We start from the raw sequence: 17,516 nt of genomic DNA, 5'->3' as shown, positions 1-17,516 counted from the left end.
CAGACTATACGAAGAATGGAGACATGACATTGTTCCCCACATCTGCGGAGGTGTCTGTGGAACTTAATGGTACATGGGAAGCGTCTTTGTCACATCCAATAGACGAAGATGGACGTTGGCAGTATATCGTTGATGAAGCAGTAGTTAAGATGCCATCATTTAATGGTGAACAATTATTCCGAATCAAACAGAAAACAAAAACTGACAGTGGCGTGACAGTTACAATGGAGCCAATATTTATGGACGCTATGGAAGATTGTTACCTTGTGGATGTAAGACCTACATCGAAGAATGGGCAACAAGCGTTAGATTTAATGACTGCAGCTAATTCCAAATACGAAGGCGAAAGTAACATTTCTAAAGTATCAACAGCCTATTATATGGACAAAAACCTTATAGAAGCTATAAATAGCGATGATGAAAATAGTTTCGTGAATCGCTGGGGCGGTGAGATACTGTTTGATAATTTTAAAGTTATTATCAATGAAAAAATTGGTAGCGATCATGGCGTTGAAGTTCGATATGGGAAAAATTTGCCGATAAATGGTATCCAAGAAGAAGTAGATTTTAGAGACGTGAAAACTAGAATCTATCCGAAAGCATACAACGGTTATAAGATGACCGGGAATGGATACGTTGATTCACCGTTGGTTGATTCATATCCGACAATCAAAGTGGCATCTATTACATTTGATGACGTCAAAATGCGTGCAGACGCTGTCGAAGATGAGGCGGATAATGTTATTATCTGTGACAATCAGTCGGAGCTTGATGCGGCGCTTACCGAAAGATGCGAACAGCAATATGAGTTAGGGTTGGATAAACCTAAAATAACATTGTCGATTGATATGGTACTCCTGCACAATACAGAGAATTATAAGGAGTACGAGAATTTAGAGACTGTATCTCTCGGAGACACGATTCATTGCATCCACAACAACCTTAATATCAAGACAGATGCAAGAGTTATCAAACTCAAATACAATAGTCTGTTAAAAACAATAGATAGCGTAGTCTTAGGAGACTTTTCATACAATTACTTCGATAATGTTTCTGCTGGTATAAATAGAATCGATAATGTAGTACGAAAAGATGGTTCAATTATAGCAGAACAGATAAAAGGATTTATAGACGGAGCAATAGCACAGTTGCGAGTCCAGAGCACCATCGCTAAAAAACAAGAAACGAGAGCTATTTTATTTGAAGATTTAGACCCGGAGAGTGATATGTTTGGAGCAATGGCACTCGGCACTCAAGGACTTGAGATATCAAGGCAAAGAACGGCGGATGGTAGAGAATGGGAATGGACTACAGCATTGACTGCAGAAGGTCTTATAGCAAACGTCATTGTTGCCGGCACTATCTCCGACAAGCTCGGAAAGTCGTTCTGGAATTTGAACACTGGAGAATTTGAGATGGCGGGAGTTTTTAAGCAGTACGATGACGAGACTGGATACATATCAATATCCATCACGGATCATGAATTGTTTTTTTTCGATTATATGAAAAACGGAAAACTCGCTGGAAGCGTTGGCACGCTGCATCAAGGAGAACAAGTCGGAGTCGGAATGTGGTGTCAAGAAGACGGGCAAGTAGTATTAGGGGTATACGACTCGGAAGATGAAAACATTAAGTCAATAATCGCCTATGATGACATGTACCCAAAGCGAACTCCGTACATCACGAACACGGCAAATGGAACCATTTTTCAAAATAACTCTGGCGGCGGCATAGTCGTAGAAAATGGATTGATAAAGTCGTGGAATTTAGGAACGGCTACGGGCACCTTGAATCTTATGGGAGCGAACGGACAAGAAGTTATAGTTATGACGATAAAGGATGGGTTGATTCAATCATGGAGAGTAGAATAAATAAAAATGAAGAAATGAATAGAGATATACCCGACAGCGTGAACATTAAAGGGGAAACCATACCTTATAAGGAGGTGGAGGCTAATAATGATAATAATACCGATTCAAATAACAAACAAATCGATAACTCCAGTCATTAACTATGTGCAGGGAACCAACAGCGTACCATTGGCATTCGAGTTAACGGACTATCAAATTCCAACGGAATCTGAGGCAAGGATTTTTATAAAAAAACCGTCTGGATTAGAAGTTTATAACTCCGCGAGTATAACGGGAAACCGAGTTGTTGTGAAGCCGACAACCCAAATGTTCGCTGAATCAGGAAAACAGTTTGGGCAGATTCAAATATCCAAAGGAACGGATATTCTTGTTTCATTTTTACTTGATTTTCGTATAGAGAAAAATATCATCTCAGAAACAGCGGTTGAATCGAAGGATGAGTATGGCATTCTTGACGGTCTTATTAACGATGCAAGAGACGCTGTTACATCGGCGAATAATGCAGCCTCATCAGCGAACAACGCTGCCAACTCTGCGAATAAAGCGGCAAGCAGTGCAAATGCTGCAGCGACCGCAGCAAACAACGCAGCAGAAGAACTGCAAGAGAAAGTCAACGCTGGTGACTTTACCGCTTCAGTAACGGTCGGAACTGTAACCACCGGAAATCCGGGAACGCAGGCGTCAGTCGTAAACTCGGGAACGGATAAGGACGCGGTGCTGGACTTTACCATTCCAAGGGGCGACACGGGCAGCGTTGAGAACATAAGCAGTCAACCTGTGACATTCGCAGAGGCTTCAAATAATAACAAGATAGCATCAGGCGAAAGCCTATCAATATTATTCGGAAAAACCTCAAGACTTTTCACGCGTGTAGGAACTGCAGAAACAAACATTACCGACATTCAATCGGATATATCAATATCCGAAGAAACTATTGCAGCCTTCAAAGCCCTTGGCTGGACTCCTCCTAGTGGGGGGGCAGTGATTGAATCGCTGCTTAATTTGATATTTGACCGGGCGCATCCGGTCGGAAGTTACTATTGGTCATCTGATTCCACAAATCCATCCAAGTTATTCGGTGGAACATGGGAACAGGTGACTGATAAATTCATATTAGCCGCCGGAGATACCTACAAAGCTGGAACAACCGGCGGAGAGGCTACACATGTATTAACAGCCGATGAAATGCCCCGTCATGACGGACATTTGCAAAAAAATAGCGGAAGTATGAGTGGAGGCAATACAAACATGTATCTACCGACAACATCACTTAATAACTATATATCCGGTAGAGGATGGAACAATGACGGTGGCGGTGAAATGTACCCGGTTGGTGTAAGTAGAGGCAACAACGAGCCGCATAACAATATGCCGCCTTATGAAGTAGCCTACTGCTGGAAACGAACGGCTTAATAGCTCGCATAAGGGCGGGCGGAAGGGAGAAATACATGGATGAAAATACAATTGATAGCATGTTAGGCTTTACCGCCGAAAAAATCGGCGACATAGACGGCAAAGTTGACAATATTGGCGACTTACTGGTAGATTCCACGACAGAAGCGAGCGTATCGACATCAACTCCGAAGGTGCTAGAAATCACACTCCCAAAAGCTGGAGTGTATGTAGTGACAGGCTCTTGCGAATGGGGTGTTGATAATGCAAATTTAATAACCAAGTTGGTGCTGTTGGATGACGCCAACAACAGCTTCGCGAACGAACGGAACACGATGGCGAACGGTGGCGGTTCAAGTATCGCCGGGATAATAAAAGCAGACGCTGGCGATGCCGTTAAGCTTCAAATCTCTTGGAGCGGCGGCAGTGGAAGTGTTAGATGCGAAAAAATTAACTTCCGAGCCGTCCGCGTCGGGGGGCAATAGAATAAAAAAGCTCATCCACCGCATAAGAAAGTAACTCCAACATAGGAAGGCGGACAGGTAAATTTAAATATTAAAGGCAGATGGAAATAGGCTTAAGGCCTATATTTTTTATGGAAAGGAGCGAAAAAAATGAGTAACAAAACATATGACATATTGAAGTGGATAGCAGCTTTAGTGCTGCCAGCGCTTGCGACTCTTGTTATCGCCTTGGCTGGCATATGGGGGCTGCCATACGGCGAAGCCGTCGGAGCGACCATCACGGCAGTTGATGCATTCCTTGGCACTGTCCTCGGGATAAGTTCAAAGAACTATCAGGCTGGCACAGATGAGACCAATGCAGGAGAATAAAAATGACTGATACTAACATTATGGTGATATTGGGGTTTATCGGGACGATTATATGCGTAATGACTCCGATTATCAAATTAAACACTACTATCACCAAACTAAATGCAACGCTCGAACAGTTCCAAAGGCAAACGGAAGATAACCACAGGAATCTCGCCGACCGTGTGACAGTACACGGAAAGGAACTGGACGGGCACGAAAAAAGAATCACGATAATCGAGACCCATATGGGAATCGAGAAAGGAGAGGAATAAATGTCAACAGTCTTTAAAAGCAAAATAGGAAAGACACTGGCCAGGCACTTCATCGGCGTCGGCCACGGCGGAAGCGATCCGGGGGCGAGCAAGTATGTAGTCGAAAAGACTGCAGCACTAAACATGGCACTGGCAGAAAAGGACTATCTTGTAGCTCACGGGGTTGAGGTCTGCATGAGTAGGGTTAGAGATGAGAACGACCCAGTTGAGGAAGAGGTTAGGGAGTGCAATAGGTATAACCCAGACGCGACCAACGAAGTGCATCTGAATTCCGGCGGCGGTGACGGTTTTGAAGTATATAGATCCGTCATAGGGACAGACAGCAAAAAACTGGCCGAATGTATCGAAAAGCAGGTCAAGGCCATCGGCCAGAACAGCAGAGGCGTAAAGACAAAGACGCTCGCCAATGGTCAGGACTACTTTATGTATGTCCGCGAGACTTACGCTCCGGCAGCCCTCTGCGAAGGCGGCTTTGTTGACAATAAAAACGATTCCAAAGACTTTGACGAACTCGACGAGCAGAGAGCGTTCGGAATTGCATACGCGAAAGGAGTGCTCGACTACTACGGCATCGCCTACGACAAGGACGATACAGCCGGACAGACGAAGCCGTCTGGCGGAAGTTCTGGGAACAAAAAACCGGCAGTTAAAAAAGCGCCGGACGTCAAATATCAAACTTATACACGCGGCAAGGGGCTGCTACCTAACGTCATAAACTGCAGCGGCAAAGGAACGGACGCCTATGCCGGCTGGATAGGCTATGACATACTGGCTCTCTTTGCTAACACAGTTGGCAAAGAGGAAGTTGCCGGAAAACTCAAGTTTAGAGTACATGACAGAGAAAAAGGCATCTGGCTCAATTGGCAGTACGATAGAGAGAAAGATGCGAACGGCGAGAACTTCGCCGGCACGAAAAAGACAGCTATCGACGGACTACAGATGGAACTGGAAGGACTCAAAGGCTTTGAAGTTTGGTATCAGGCCTACACTGCCGAAGATGGCTGGCTTGAGTCTGTCACTGGCTGGGGCGCTGGTGATAACGGGTATGCCGGCATTTACGGACATGACATCCAGGCCATAAAAATCAAGATTGTAAAAGCGGCCTAAAAAAGTGAATATGTTGTTTTGCGAGAGGGGCATTTTGCCCCTCTTTTTTTATTTAACTATGAATGATATAATATAAAAATATACTAAATAAGTTTGAGGTGTCTAAAATGGAATACAATATTTATTGTGACGAAAGTTGTCATTTGGAAAATGACGGAATTAATTCGATGGTTATTGGTGCCGTATGGTGTCCAAAAGACAAACTAAAAGAAATAAATGATAGAATTTCTAAAATAAAAGAAAAATATAGAGTGTTAAAGCAATCAGAGCTTAAATGGGTTAAAGTTGCACCTGTTAAACTTGACTTATATAAAGAGATTGTCAATTACTTTTTTGATTGCAGTGATTTACATTTTAGATGTGTAATTGTGCCAGATAAAAACAAATTAGACCATAAAAAATTCGAACAAACACATGATGATTGGTATTATAAAATGTACTTTGAAATGCTAAAAGTAATTTTTAATCCACAAGATAAATATAATGTCTATGTAGATATTAAAGATTCTCATTCCTACGAAAAAACAACCAATTTAAAAAAAATCTGCAATAACAGCATGTACGATTTTTCAGGGAATGTAGTGAAAAAAATACAACCCATAAGGTCGCATGAAACTCAAATAATGCAAATAGTAGACATTTTAATTGGTGCGATTTGTTATGCTAATAGAGATTTTGATGAAAATTTTAAAAATAGTACAGCGAAGTTAGAGTTAATACGATTAATAAAGGAAAGATCTAATTATCAGTTAAATAAGACAACTCTTTATAGGGAAGATAAACTTAATATGCTGTTGTGGAGTGCGAGATAATAGGGAGATTAAATATAGATGGAATGCAAGTGGTTGCCTGAATTAATATATTACAATGATTTTGATTCATGCGAAGAATATAAAGCTGCTTTATATAAAATTTTTTGTGATGACTTGAAAAATTCAACTTTAACGCTTGATGGCTTAAAAATTCAAATAAGATATCATCCTAAAGAGAATAATATGGAAGAGGCGTTTTACCATGTAACTTGTCAAGATTATAACAAAGATAAGGATCGGGCTCCTGATTTTAGAAGGTGCGAACGTATTAAATGGATTAGAAAATTTATAGAAAATATTAATTGCAATGAGCCTGATTGCGAAGATTGTGAAGGGATAAAAGTTTGGGAGGAAAAGTATAAAAGCAATAAAAGAATACATATTCTTTTAGAAGAGGAAAGATATATAGTTGTTTTAGAAAAAAGACCTAAATACATCCTTTTGATAACAGCTTTTTATATAGAGCATGACCATTTTCTGGATAAGAAAATAAAACAATATAATCGATATAAAGCAAAAAACGCTTCACAAAGGTGAAACGTCTTTAGGAACTCCTTCTACAACTAGTAGATGAGCTACTTATAGTATAGCATATATCAACAAATTGTCAATTGACGATACAAGTATATAAAAGGGCGCAATAATGGTGTATATATAATAGTAGAAAGTGTGCACCAACCATGCACCAGAAATAATCGTAATCATTAGAAATAGAATAAAAATGAAAAGCATTTCCTATTTAATGTATAAATCCATAAATGTAAATCTGCGGAGGAATCTAAAGATGAAAGATATGGTAAAAAGGGCTCAAAGCCTTGCTGCAAAAGTCCATGCAAGCCAAAAGGATAAAGGCGGAAACCCATATATAAATCATATTGAAGGGGTAGCAGCGGGAGTGGAAAGCGTTGAAGCTAAGACAGTAGCCTATCTTCACGATGTGCTTGAAGACACTGCAACCACGGAAGATGATTTAAAAAAAGAAGGATTTCCTGCTGAAATAATTGAGGCGGTAAAGGCTCTTACAAAGGGGAAGGATGAAACCTATGAAGAATTTATAAAGAGAGTAGGGGAAAATTCTCTAGCGACAAAAGTTAAACTTTCGGATTTGGCAAATAATATGGACATTTCCCGCATACCGGAACCGACGAAAAAGGATTACGAAAGAATAGAAAAGTATCGTAAAGCGGCAAAATACCTGAAAAACTTATAATCTGACAATAAAAAAGACCTTGTGATACCAAGAAATGTATCACAGGGTCTTTATTTCGTTGTCTAAAACTATGCTGTCAGGAGTGATGATACAATCAAAGGCCTTTATATGAACTCCAGCTTTGCGGGCAGCACAGTAAGCCGCATCAAAATCCGGGTCGTTGGCTGCATTTGTTTTAAAGAAATCAATGCCCTTCATCTGTATAACAAAAATGGCATAGGAAATGAATCCATCCTGTGTTGCTGCTATAAGTTCTTTGAGGTGTTTTGCGCCTCGCAGGGTTGGGGCGTCGGGAAACATGGCGATGCCGTCATTTTCCAAAGTGACTCCTTTTACTTCCATATAGGCTTTTTGTCCTGCGCTGTCCTCAATATAAAAGTCAAATCGGGAATCCATATACTTTTGTTCTCGCTTAACGGTTATTGGATAAGTCATTTCCTTAATGTGCAGGCGTCCTGAAAGAAGAGCTTCTTCGACAACCTTGTTGGGTGCCTGACTGTCTATATTGGCCAAAACTCCAGTGGACGGTTTTCTAACTGTAACAAGAGAATATCGGGTCTTTCTGTTTTTTATACTCTTTGTATGGTCTTCAAGATGTATTTCTGCTCCCTCTTGTAAAAGCTCAGCACACCTTCCGGTATTTTTGATGTGAACCTTTTCTTCTACACCATCGACAAGTGCTGTTCCTACAAACCTATTGTGCCGCTTGACAAAGCGTCCGGATACTATTTTATCGTATTTCATTTTAAGTTTTTTCTCCTTTAAATCATAAAACTTATTATACAGTTTTTGATTGAAATTTCCACATTTGTAAGGACAAATTATAAAATAATTTTTGGCACATATATAGTATAGCCTTATTAAAACACACCTATATATTGGGGAAATAACAGCATGGGGTGGCGCAATGTGGTGTAGCGTGGAGTGCTGCGGTTATATAAGCCCATTTTTACCATGAAAAAAGTTGAAAAGTGGAGTAAAGTGGAGTAAAATTGAACATATATTGATAGTGCCCAACTATAACCAAAATTCGGAAGAAAGGAGCTTTCTCTAATGTTTATAGGGACATATAACAATTCAATAGATGCAAAGAACAGAATGATTGTCCCTGCTAAATTCAGAGAGGAACTGGGGTACAAAGTCGTGCTTACTTTGGGCATCGATAATTGTATTTATCTGTATCCGATGAAGGAATGGGAAGTTTTTATGGAGAAGTTGGCAAAGCTGCCGATTTCGGATCCTAAAGCGAGAAATTTTGCAAGAAACTTCACGGGAAATGCTGAAGAATGTGAAGTGGACAGACAGGGAAGAATAACCCTTCCGCAGAATCTCAGAGAGCAGACGGGCATGGTCAAGGAGCTTACCACCATCGGCTGCATGAACAAAATTGAAATCTGGAGCCGTGAAGAATACGAAGGCGCCGGAGATCAGGTGCAGATGGATAGGGGCGAGATAGCCAAAGGAATGGTGGAATATGGAATTTAACCACAAGTCGGTGCTCTTTGATGAATGCATGGAGCATCTTGATATAAAGCCGGGCGGCATATATGTGGACGGCACCTTGGGCGGCGGCGGACATAGCAGCGGCATTTGCGAAAGGCTCGGCAGCGAAGGCCTTCTAATAGGCATTGACAGAGATGAGGATGCTTTGGCTGCGGCAAAGGAAAGACTTGCAGGATACCAATGCAAAAAACTGTTTGTGCAGAGCAATTATTCGGACATTAAGGATGTACTAGCCGAAAATGGTATCGACGGTATAGACGGAGCTCTGCTGGACTTGGGAGTTTCCTCGTTTCAGCTTGATAATGCTGACAGAGGCTTTTCATACATGCAGACTGCACCTCTGGACATGAGAATGAACAGAAGGGATGGACTTACCGCATACGATGTGGTGAATACATATAGCAGACAGGAACTTACAGACATTATAAAAAAATACGGTGAAGAAAAATGGGCATCACGAATTGCGACCTTCATTACAGACAGAAGGAAAGAAAAGCCCATTGAAAACACCGAAGAACTTGTTGAAATCATAAAGGCGGCGATTCCAGCCAAGGCGAGAAGGGAAGGCCCTCATCCAGCCAAAAGAACTTTTCAGGCCATAAGGATTGAGGTAAACGACGAGCTGGGACAGTTAAAAAAAGCCGTCGGTGATTTCTGCGACGTTTTAAACCCAGGTGGAAGACTGTGCATTATCAGTTTCCATAGCCTGGAGGACAGAATAGTAAAGGATATATTCAATGAAAGGTTTGATCCGTGCATATGCCCAAAGGATTTTCCGGTGTGCGTGTGCGGCAGAAAACCTCAGATAAAAAAGATTACGAAAAAGCCTATAGTGGCAGGTGAGGATGAGCTTGAAGAAAATCCTCGTGCCAGAAGCGCAAAGTTGCGTGTGGCTGAAAAGATATAAAACAAATATTTATTTAAGGAGATAAAATGGCAGCTGAAAGAGTTTACGCAAGCACGGCAAATTCATATGCAAACACATACAGGATGGAAAGACAATATCAGGCAGCACCTTCTGTAAAGGACAGAAGAAAAGTCAATGTTGTCTTTAACAGCAAAACAAAAAAACATACCCTGACAGCGGTTATCGCAGCCGGGTTATTTTTCGTGATGATGGTTGTGTTTACGGCTTTTGCTTCACACCTGGCTTACGCAAATAATCAGCTTCAGAAAGAAAATCAGGACCTTGCCAACGAAGTACAGTCACTTAAGGTTGATATAAAAAGTGCGATGAACATCGGAACCATAGAAACCGCGGCTTCAGAGCAGCTGGGAATGGTTTATCCGACGGGTTCTCAAATGGTGACCCTGGAAAAAGGCAGCGGCGTTGACAACTTGGCAGCTAAGCTTAAGGCTGAGGCATTTAATTGAGGGGAAATTTAACAGCTATTTTCATAGGGACGGACAACTGAATGAGGTTATCATTTTTGTCCGGCCTTTTTACTTTCAGGAGAAAAAATGAAAAAGATTAAAGGATTTAAAGCGACAATCCTCAATAAAAAAAGAATAGTAGTGGCCTTTTGCATTTTTTCCGTAGTGCTTGTTGCTTTGTGTGTGCGTACGGGCTATTTGCAGATTGTGCGTGGCAATGAGCTTGAAACCATGGCTGTGGAACAGCAGATGAAGGATGAAATCCTTCAGCCTAAAAGAGGCGGCATATACGACAGAAACGGAAATGAGCTGGCGGTTAATATAGAGTCGTATTCCGTATGGGTAAGACCGGGCGAAATGAAAACCGGCAAAGACGAAGCGGAAAAACAGAAAAATTATGAGGATACAATAGCTAAACTCGCAGAACTCTTAGGTAATGATAAGGAAGAACTGCAAAAGACAATAGAAGATTCAAAAAGGACACTGCTTAAGGTTAGTAAATCTGTAGATAGAGATAAAGCAGATGAAATTAGAGAAGCAGGACTTACAGGGGTATCTTTAAATCAGGAAGTTAAAAGATATTATCCTATGGGTGATTTTCTTTCCCATACTTTGGGAAGTGTTACCGATGATAACAGCGGACTTTCTGGAATTGAGCTGGCCTATGACAGATACCTTGCGGGAGTTGAAGGCAGATGGGTTAAAAACACTGACATAAGCGGTAACTCTCTGGTGGATGGAACGGAAAAATACTATGAACCTCAGGATGGCAGCAATGTTGTTCTGACCATAGACCAGGTAATACAAAATTATACTGAAAAAAGCGTTAAGGCGGCTTATGAAAAATATAAAGCAAAAAGAGTAAGCTGTATTGTCATGGAAACTGAAACGGGAGAGATCATGTCCATGGCTTCGGCGCCAAGCTTTGATCCTAACAATTCAAGGGTTCCTACTGACGAAAAGGAGAAAGAGGAATTTTCTAAACTCTCTGCAGATGAGCAGATGGATTACCTTAATAATATGTGGAGAAATCCTCTTATAAGTAATGTTTACGAGCCGGGCTCCACAGCAAAGCTTATAACAACGGCAGCAGCCTTGGAAGAGGGTATTACAAAAAAAGAAGAGAGTTTTAAATGTGAAGGTTACTATACTGTAAACGGTATAAAAGTAAAATGCTGGAGCTATGAAAAACCTCATGGCACAGAAGACCTTTACGAAAGTGTGGGTAATTCATGCAACCCTGTTTTCATGCAGCTTGCCATGAGGCTGGGCAAGGAAAAATATTATGATTATCTCGATCTGTTTGGACTAAGTGAGCCGACGGGCATTGATTTCCCGGGAGAAGCATCGCCTATATTGGCAAATGAAGAAACTGCTTCTCAGCTGGATTTGGCCATAATGGGATTTGGACAGACCAATGCGGTGACCCCGATACAGATGATAACTGCCGCATCTGCCCTTGGAAATGACGGTAAGCTTATGGAACCTCATCTTGTTAAGGAACTTACAGATAGCGACGGTAATACTGTTGAAACTATCGAGCCGAAGGTTGTAAGACAGGCGGTATCAAAGGATACAGCAGACGAGATGCGTGTAATTATGCAGTCTGTAGTTGACAATGCCACAGGAAGCAAAGCGCAGATAGCAGGTTACAGCGTAGGCGGTAAAACAGGAACTTCACAGGTTGCCGATACGGAACACGGAGGATATACATCGGATGTTATCGCATCATTTATAGGTATGGCTCCTATGGAGGATCCGAAATACACGATACTTTACATAATAGACAGTCCTGCAGGTGGTGACCAAGGTGGTGAAATAGCAGCACCTGAATCAAGAGACTTGCTTGAAAAGATATTGAAGTATGCTGATATCAAACCTAATTACACTGAAGAGGAACAAAAGGAAATAGAAGAAGAGACTACGGTTTCCGTTCCAAATGTAACTGGCAAGAAACTCAGCGAAGCTAAGAAACTGTTGTCCGAGAAAGGACTTAAGTATATAATATCTCCGGAAATGGAAAAGGAGACCGAATTCGTCATCAAGGAACAGTATCCTGCTGCTGGCGAAAAATCCACAAAAAATGGTATAGTATACCTATATAGGGAGTAAATTTATGAGACCTTTCACAACTTATGAAATAGCGAATATTGTAAAAGGTAAAGTGATTGCCGGAGAAGATGTGACGGTAACGGGAGTATGCCAGGATTCTAGACTTGCTACTGAAGGAAGTCTGTTTGTGGCTATAGACGGTGATGCCTTTGATGGCCATGACTTTATAGGTTCAGCCATGGAAAAAGGCTGTGTGGCGGTAATTGCCGACAACGATAAAAAGGCTGCAACAGCTTTATCTGAAGCAAAGGGTAAAGTATGTTTGATCATCGTTGAAAGCAGCGAAAAAGCTCTGCAAGATTTGGCTTCATCATATATCAGAAGTCTTGAACTGAAAAAAGTGGCTGTGACCGGAAGCACCGGTAAAACTACAACAAGAGACATGCTTTACCATGTACTTAAGGGAAAATATAAAACTGGCAAAAACGAAGGCAATTTCAATTCGACGGTAGGCGTGCCGCTGACTATTATGACCTTTGATGATGATATGGAAGCAGCGGTTATAGAAATGGGTATGGATAAGCCCGGCGAAATAAGTATAATGACAAACATTGTCGAGCCGGATATTGCTGTTATAACAAATGTCGGAGTTTCCCATATGGAAAGACTGGGAAGCAGAGAAGCCATATTTAGGGCAAAGATGGAAATAACAGAAACCTTGGATGATACCAATACATTGATTGTTGCCAGGGACGATATGTTTTTGAATAAAGAAAACATAAGGGAAAAAATTGGAGGAAATTTCAATATCATCACTGTCGGCGAAGATAAAGATTGCGATTTTGTAGTTTCTGAAATAAACATGAGCGGAGATGGGCGAGTATCCTTTAATCTGACAGGTCCGTCTCGGTTTGAGGCGGGTGAAGGTAGATATATTGAAAGCTTAGCGTTTCATCTCCCGATTCCCGGAAAGCACAATGCAATTAACGGCTCTTTGGCTGTAGCAGCAGGCATCATGATGGGCGTTTCCATGAAGGAAGCAGCAGAGGGCCTTGAAAAAATGATTCTCACAGGCAAGAGATTGTCCATTGAAAGAAATGGCGGCATTACCGTAATAGATGATACATACAATGCCAGTCCTGATTCCATGAAAGCTGCTCTGGATATTTTGAGCAACATGGATGGAAAAAGGAAAATCGCTGTTTTAGGTGATATGTATGAGCTTGGTGATGAAGAGGAAAAACTTCACAGACAGGTGGGGCAGATAGCTTCGGAAAAGGCTGATATCCTGTTCACATTGGGAGAACTGGGAAAGTTCATTTCCTGTGAAAATCACTTTAATACGGTGGAGGAGTTTAAAGAGGCCACAAAGGATTTCTTTAAGGACGGCGATGTGGTGCTTGTGAAGGCATCACGAGGCATGGCCCTTGAAAGAATCACAGAATATATTTTGAATGAGATTGGGGAGAGATAAAATATGGATTTTGCTACAACCGACGCACTGCTTACAGGGCTTTTGGGATTCCTGCTGGCATTTATTTTAACAAAGCAGGCTATTCCTATTTTACAAAGAAAGCAGATGGGCCAGAACATAAGAGATGAAGGCCCTCAGTCGCATATGAAAAAATCCGGAACACCTTCCATGGGTGGAATTGCCATAATAATTGCAGTGGTAATTGCCGCCATCGTGGGAAGCGTCAGCAAGACTTCAATGGCAGATACTCTTATATGTCTAAGCGGATTGATATTCTTTGGAGCCATAGGTTTTTTTGACGACTATCTTAAGGTAATAAAGAAGCAAAACGAAGGGTTGAAGCCTTATCAGAAGTTCGGTCTGCAGTTTCTGTTTGCCGTGGTAATTGCAGTTTATATGGCGGAGTTTTCAGACATAGGAACTTTGGTATACATACCGTTTGCGCAGATTTATGTAGATTTTGGTATTTTCTATATACCTTTTGTTATCTTTACCATATTAGCCATGACAAATGGTGTTAATCTTACGGATGGCCTGGATGGCTTGGCTGCCGGTGTAACAACTATAGTATCCCTTTATATGGCATATGTGGCAAGCAGCGTTGGTCATCTTCCGAGCGAATTGATGTTTGCGGCTCTGTGCGGCGCATGCATAGGGTTCTTAGCCTTCAATAAAAACCCGGCAAAGATATTTATGGGAGATACAGGCTCCCTTGCCATAGGCGGAGGAATCACCGTTGCGGCGTTTATGATGAAAATGGAATTTTTGCTCCCAATAGCGGGACTTATATATGTGCTAGAGACTCTGTCAGTTATTCTACAGGTGGGATATTTTAAGGCCACAGGAGGAAAGAGACTGTTCAGAATGGCGCCTCTTCACCATCATTTTGAAGAAGGCGGCATGCACGAGAGAAAAGTTGTTCTGATGTTTTGGACCGTAACCCTGATCTGTTGCGGACTGGCGTTATGGTTAGCATAGGAGAGGAAATATATGAACGGATATCTTGATACACTTAAAGAAAAAAGCGTCCTGGTAGTCGGGCTTGGCAGATCTGGAAGGGCTTCCATTGAGGCTCTTGCAGGAAAAGTAAAAAGATTGGCTTTGCAGGATTCCAAGGAAGAAAGAGACATTTCCGATGAGGATATGAAATTCCTTAAGGATAAAGGCGTTGAGTGCCATTTTGCCCATGTACCAGAGGATGTCATTGATTTTGACATGCTGGTATTAAGTCCAGGAGTACCGCCTGCTGTAGCATTTGTGCAAGAAGCAAAAAATGCCGGTGCGGAAATCATCGGAGAATTAGAGCTGGCATACAGATGTGGCAGTGGACATTTTATAGCAATAACAGGTACCAACGGCAAAACAACTACAACAACTTTAGTAGGTGAGATTCTTGCCAACGCAGGAAGAGACACGAGAGTTGTCGGGAATATAGGAAATCCAGTGGTAACAGAAGCTTTAAATTCAACAGAAGATACATGGATGGTTACGGAAACCAGCAGCTTCCAGCTGGAAACAATAAAGGATTTTAAGCCTCAGGTTTCGGCGATATTAAATCTCACGCCAGACCATATGGACAGACATAAAACCATGGAAAATTACGGCAAGGCCAAGGCCAGAATTATGGAAAATCAGAGTGAAGGAGATTATGTTGTTATAAACTTTGATGACAAGCAGAGTCTAGCTCTGATTTCCGGAACAAAGGCAAAGGTTGTGCCTTTCAGTAGACTGGAACCTTTAAAATTCGGAGCTTTCGTAAAGGATGACCGAATTGTGGTGATAAATGAAGAGGAAAATTTGGTGGATATCTGCGGAAAGGATGAGCTTCTTATACCGGGAAGCCACAATCTGGAAAATGCATTGGCAGCGGTTGCCATGGCATATTTTGCCGGAGTTTCTGTGGAAATCATCGCAAAGACATTAAGAGAATTTGGAGGAGTCGAGCACAGGCTTGAGCCGTCAGGAGAAATCAACGGAGTTAAGTTTGTAAACGACTCAAAGGGAACGAATACAGATGCGGCTATAAAGGCCATTGAAGCGGTGGACGGACCGATTGTGCTTATTGCAGGAGGATATGATAAAAACGCCGATTATGGTGATTTTATAGACAGCTTCGGAGACAAGGTTAAACAAGTGGTCATGATGGGTGCGACGGCCGGTAAAATAAAGGCTGCCGCTGAGAAGAAAGGATATCAAAATACCATTATAGTAAAGGATATGGAAGCCTGCGTCAGAGAAGCATTTCGCGTGGCAGAACCGGGAGACACAGTGCTTCTTTCTCCGGCGTGCGCAAGCTGGGACATGTATAACAGCTTTGAGGAGCGTGGTCGCGACTTTAAGGAATGTGTTAATAAATTAAAAGATGAAGAAAGATAAGAGAAAACACGAAAAACACAAAACAAGAGAAATAAAAAAAGCGAAAAGAGGAGTGCTTAAAAAGCATACAAAGGCAGGAGCTGGATTTATAGAGCAGGTTAAAACCAGGGTACCGGGAGTTGATTTTCCGCTGGTGCTGGTTACTTTAGGACTAATGGTTTTCGGCGTTGTTATGGTATTCAGTGCCAGCTATTATTGGTCAATGGACCAGTACGGAAAACCCTATTCCTATCTTATAAGGGACGCGGCTTGGGTCATAATCGGCGCTCTGTGTATGTTTGTCTTTTCATATATAGACTACAAGCTGTATAAAAAGTATTACAAAATAATACTTATAGTCAGCATTGTTTTGCTATTGCTTTTGTTTACTCCTTTAGGAGTTACCGTAAAGGGTGCCACAAGATGGCTTAACCTTAAGATTACAACTTTGATGCCGGGAGAAATTGCTAAGATAGCAGCAATACTTTTTACGGCAGGTTATTTGGCAGATAAAAAAGAAAAAGAAATAAACTCCCTTACGGGCACCATTATTCCGATGCTGCTCATATGTGGCATTTACGGCGTGCTTATAATGATGCAGCCTAATATGTCAACGGCGGCAACGGTGGTAGCAATCATCATAGCAATGATGTTTATTGCGGGAGTAAGAATAAGTTATTTCGTTATTCTACTTGCCATTGGCGCGGCGGCAGGTTTACTGTACATATTTGCCGGCGGCGGATATCATCTGGATAGAGTTACTTCATTCCTAGACCCATTTGCAGACCCTCAGGGAGACTCTTATCAGGTAGTACAATCCCTTTTAGCCTTGGGCTCTGGAGGGCTTTTCGGTAAAGGATTGGGTAACAGTATACAGAAAACCCTGTATCTTCCGGAACCACAAAATGACTTTATCTTGGCTATTATTGGAGAGGAACTGGGTTATATAGGCATACTGATTATGGTTGCGGCCTTTGCTTATATGATATGGAGAGGACTTAAAGTTGCTCTCAACGCTCCGGATAGATTTGGATTGCTTCTTGGCTGTGGAGTGATGATGCAGATAGGAATACAGCTTATTTTCAATATAGCGATTGTAACTTCTTCCATGCCTCCTACGGGAGTTGCACTTCCTTTTGTAAGCTACGGAGGAAATGCGATGGTACTTTATTGTATAGGCATGGGTATAGTTTTAAATATTTCAAGGCAGGCGAAAAAAAGCGAGGAACAAGCAGCCACCAGGAAAAACCTGGAGGAAAGGATATATATTAACTGAGGT

At 41.7% G+C, this 17,516-nt stretch carries 18 protein-coding genes; 17 read left to right on the top strand and 1 reads right to left on the bottom strand.

The window, feature by feature from the left end; translation table 11 throughout:
- Positions 1 to 56: 56 nt before the first annotated feature.
- The 9 genes from INF20_RS05930 (at position 57) to INF20_RS05890 (ending at position 7,479) form a co-directional block, all read left to right on the top strand.
- A complete protein-coding gene (locus INF20_RS05930) occupies positions 57 to 1,871 on the top strand; it encodes a phage tail spike protein (protein ID WP_404812924.1) in 1,815 nt (604 codons plus the stop codon).
- Between the two features lie 306 nt (positions 1,872 to 2,177).
- A complete protein-coding gene (locus INF20_RS05925; RefSeq protein WP_226385454.1) occupies positions 2,178 to 3,284 on the top strand; it encodes a phage baseplate protein in 1,107 nt (368 codons plus the stop codon).
- A gap of 35 nt (positions 3,285 to 3,319) precedes the next feature.
- Positions 3,320 to 3,748 (top strand): hypothetical protein, encoded by a 429-nt coding sequence (locus INF20_RS05920; protein ID WP_226385453.1) that lies wholly within the window; start codon positions 3,320 to 3,322, stop codon positions 3,746 to 3,748.
- Positions 3,749 to 3,877: 129 nt separating this feature from the next.
- Positions 3,878 to 4,096 carry a phage holin gene (locus tag INF20_RS05915; RefSeq protein ID WP_226385452.1) on the top strand — a complete coding sequence of 73 codons (219 nt, stop codon included), beginning with the start codon at positions 3,878 to 3,880 and terminating at the stop codon, positions 4,094 to 4,096.
- Positions 4,097 to 4,098: 2 nt separating this feature from the next.
- Positions 4,099 to 4,350 (top strand): hypothetical protein, encoded by a 252-nt coding sequence (locus INF20_RS05910; protein WP_226385451.1) that lies wholly within the window; start codon positions 4,099 to 4,101, stop codon positions 4,348 to 4,350.
- On the top strand, positions 4,351 to 5,457 hold the full coding sequence (locus INF20_RS05905) for an N-acetylmuramoyl-L-alanine amidase (RefSeq protein ID WP_226385450.1): 1,107 nt from the start codon (positions 4,351 to 4,353) through the stop codon (positions 5,455 to 5,457).
- A gap of 107 nt (positions 5,458 to 5,564) precedes the next feature.
- A complete protein-coding gene (locus INF20_RS05900) occupies positions 5,565 to 6,269 on the top strand; it encodes a DUF3800 domain-containing protein (protein WP_226385449.1) in 705 nt (234 codons plus the stop codon).
- Positions 6,270 to 6,287: 18 nt separating this feature from the next.
- Positions 6,288 to 6,806, top strand: coding sequence for a hypothetical protein (locus INF20_RS05895; protein ID WP_226385448.1), 519 nt, complete (start codon positions 6,288 to 6,290; stop codon positions 6,804 to 6,806).
- 247 nt (positions 6,807 to 7,053) lie between these two features.
- On the top strand, positions 7,054 to 7,479 hold the full coding sequence (locus INF20_RS05890; RefSeq protein ID WP_226385447.1) for an HD domain-containing protein: 426 nt from the start codon (positions 7,054 to 7,056) through the stop codon (positions 7,477 to 7,479).
- Between the two features lie 39 nt (positions 7,480 to 7,518).
- On the opposite strand, the gene sfsA is transcribed toward INF20_RS05890, so the two are convergent.
- Positions 7,519 to 8,223, bottom strand: coding sequence for a DNA/RNA nuclease SfsA (gene sfsA, locus INF20_RS05885; protein WP_226385446.1), 705 nt, complete (start codon positions 8,221 to 8,223; stop codon positions 7,519 to 7,521).
- 309 nt (positions 8,224 to 8,532) lie between these two features.
- Between sfsA and mraZ the strand changes: the two genes are divergently transcribed.
- The 8 genes from mraZ to ftsW all read left to right on the top strand — a co-directional run bounded on the left by mraZ (position 8,533) and on the right by ftsW (position 17,513).
- On the top strand, positions 8,533 to 8,964 hold the full coding sequence (mraZ, locus tag INF20_RS05880; protein WP_226385445.1) for a division/cell wall cluster transcriptional repressor MraZ: 432 nt from the start codon (positions 8,533 to 8,535) through the stop codon (positions 8,962 to 8,964).
- On the top strand, positions 8,954 to 9,889 hold the full coding sequence (rsmH, locus tag INF20_RS05875; protein WP_226385444.1) for a 16S rRNA (cytosine(1402)-N(4))-methyltransferase RsmH: 936 nt from the start codon (positions 8,954 to 8,956) through the stop codon (positions 9,887 to 9,889). Before mraZ ends, rsmH begins: the two co-directional genes overlap by 11 nt.
- A 26-nt stretch (positions 9,890 to 9,915) precedes the next feature.
- Complete coding sequence (locus INF20_RS05870; protein WP_226385443.1) at positions 9,916 to 10,356, top strand: cell division protein FtsL; 441 nt, start codon at positions 9,916 to 9,918, stop codon at positions 10,354 to 10,356.
- A gap of 87 nt (positions 10,357 to 10,443) precedes the next feature.
- Positions 10,444 to 12,468 (top strand): penicillin-binding transpeptidase domain-containing protein, encoded by a 2,025-nt coding sequence (locus INF20_RS05865; RefSeq protein WP_226385442.1) that lies wholly within the window; start codon positions 10,444 to 10,446, stop codon positions 12,466 to 12,468.
- Between the two features lie 4 nt (positions 12,469 to 12,472).
- Positions 12,473 to 13,882: a UDP-N-acetylmuramoyl-tripeptide--D-alanyl-D-alanine ligase gene (locus tag INF20_RS05860; protein ID WP_226385441.1), complete on the top strand. Its 1,410-nt coding sequence runs from the start codon at positions 12,473 to 12,475 to the stop codon at positions 13,880 to 13,882.
- A gap of 3 nt (positions 13,883 to 13,885) precedes the next feature.
- Positions 13,886 to 14,860, top strand: a complete 975-nt coding sequence (gene mraY / locus INF20_RS05855) for a phospho-N-acetylmuramoyl-pentapeptide-transferase (RefSeq protein ID WP_226385440.1) — start codon at positions 13,886 to 13,888, stop codon at positions 14,858 to 14,860.
- Positions 14,861 to 14,872: 12 nt separating this feature from the next.
- The gene (murD, locus tag INF20_RS05850; protein WP_226385439.1) at positions 14,873 to 16,258 is read left to right on the top strand and encodes a UDP-N-acetylmuramoyl-L-alanine--D-glutamate ligase; all 1,386 of its coding nucleotides are present in this window, start codon (positions 14,873 to 14,875) and stop codon (positions 16,256 to 16,258) included.
- Positions 16,245 to 17,513 (top strand): putative lipid II flippase FtsW, encoded by a 1,269-nt coding sequence (gene ftsW, locus INF20_RS05845; protein WP_226385438.1) that lies wholly within the window; start codon positions 16,245 to 16,247, stop codon positions 17,511 to 17,513. Before murD ends, ftsW begins: the two co-directional genes overlap by 14 nt.
- Positions 17,514 to 17,516: the final 3 nt, after the last annotated feature.

Source organism: Gallibacter intestinalis (assembly GCF_014982745.1).
Classification (GTDB): Bacteria; Bacillota; Clostridia; order Peptostreptococcales; family Anaerovoracaceae; genus Gallibacter; species Gallibacter intestinalis.
The sequence above is the reverse complement of the archived record's forward strand: the minus strand, read 5'-3'. Positions and strand labels throughout refer to the sequence as shown.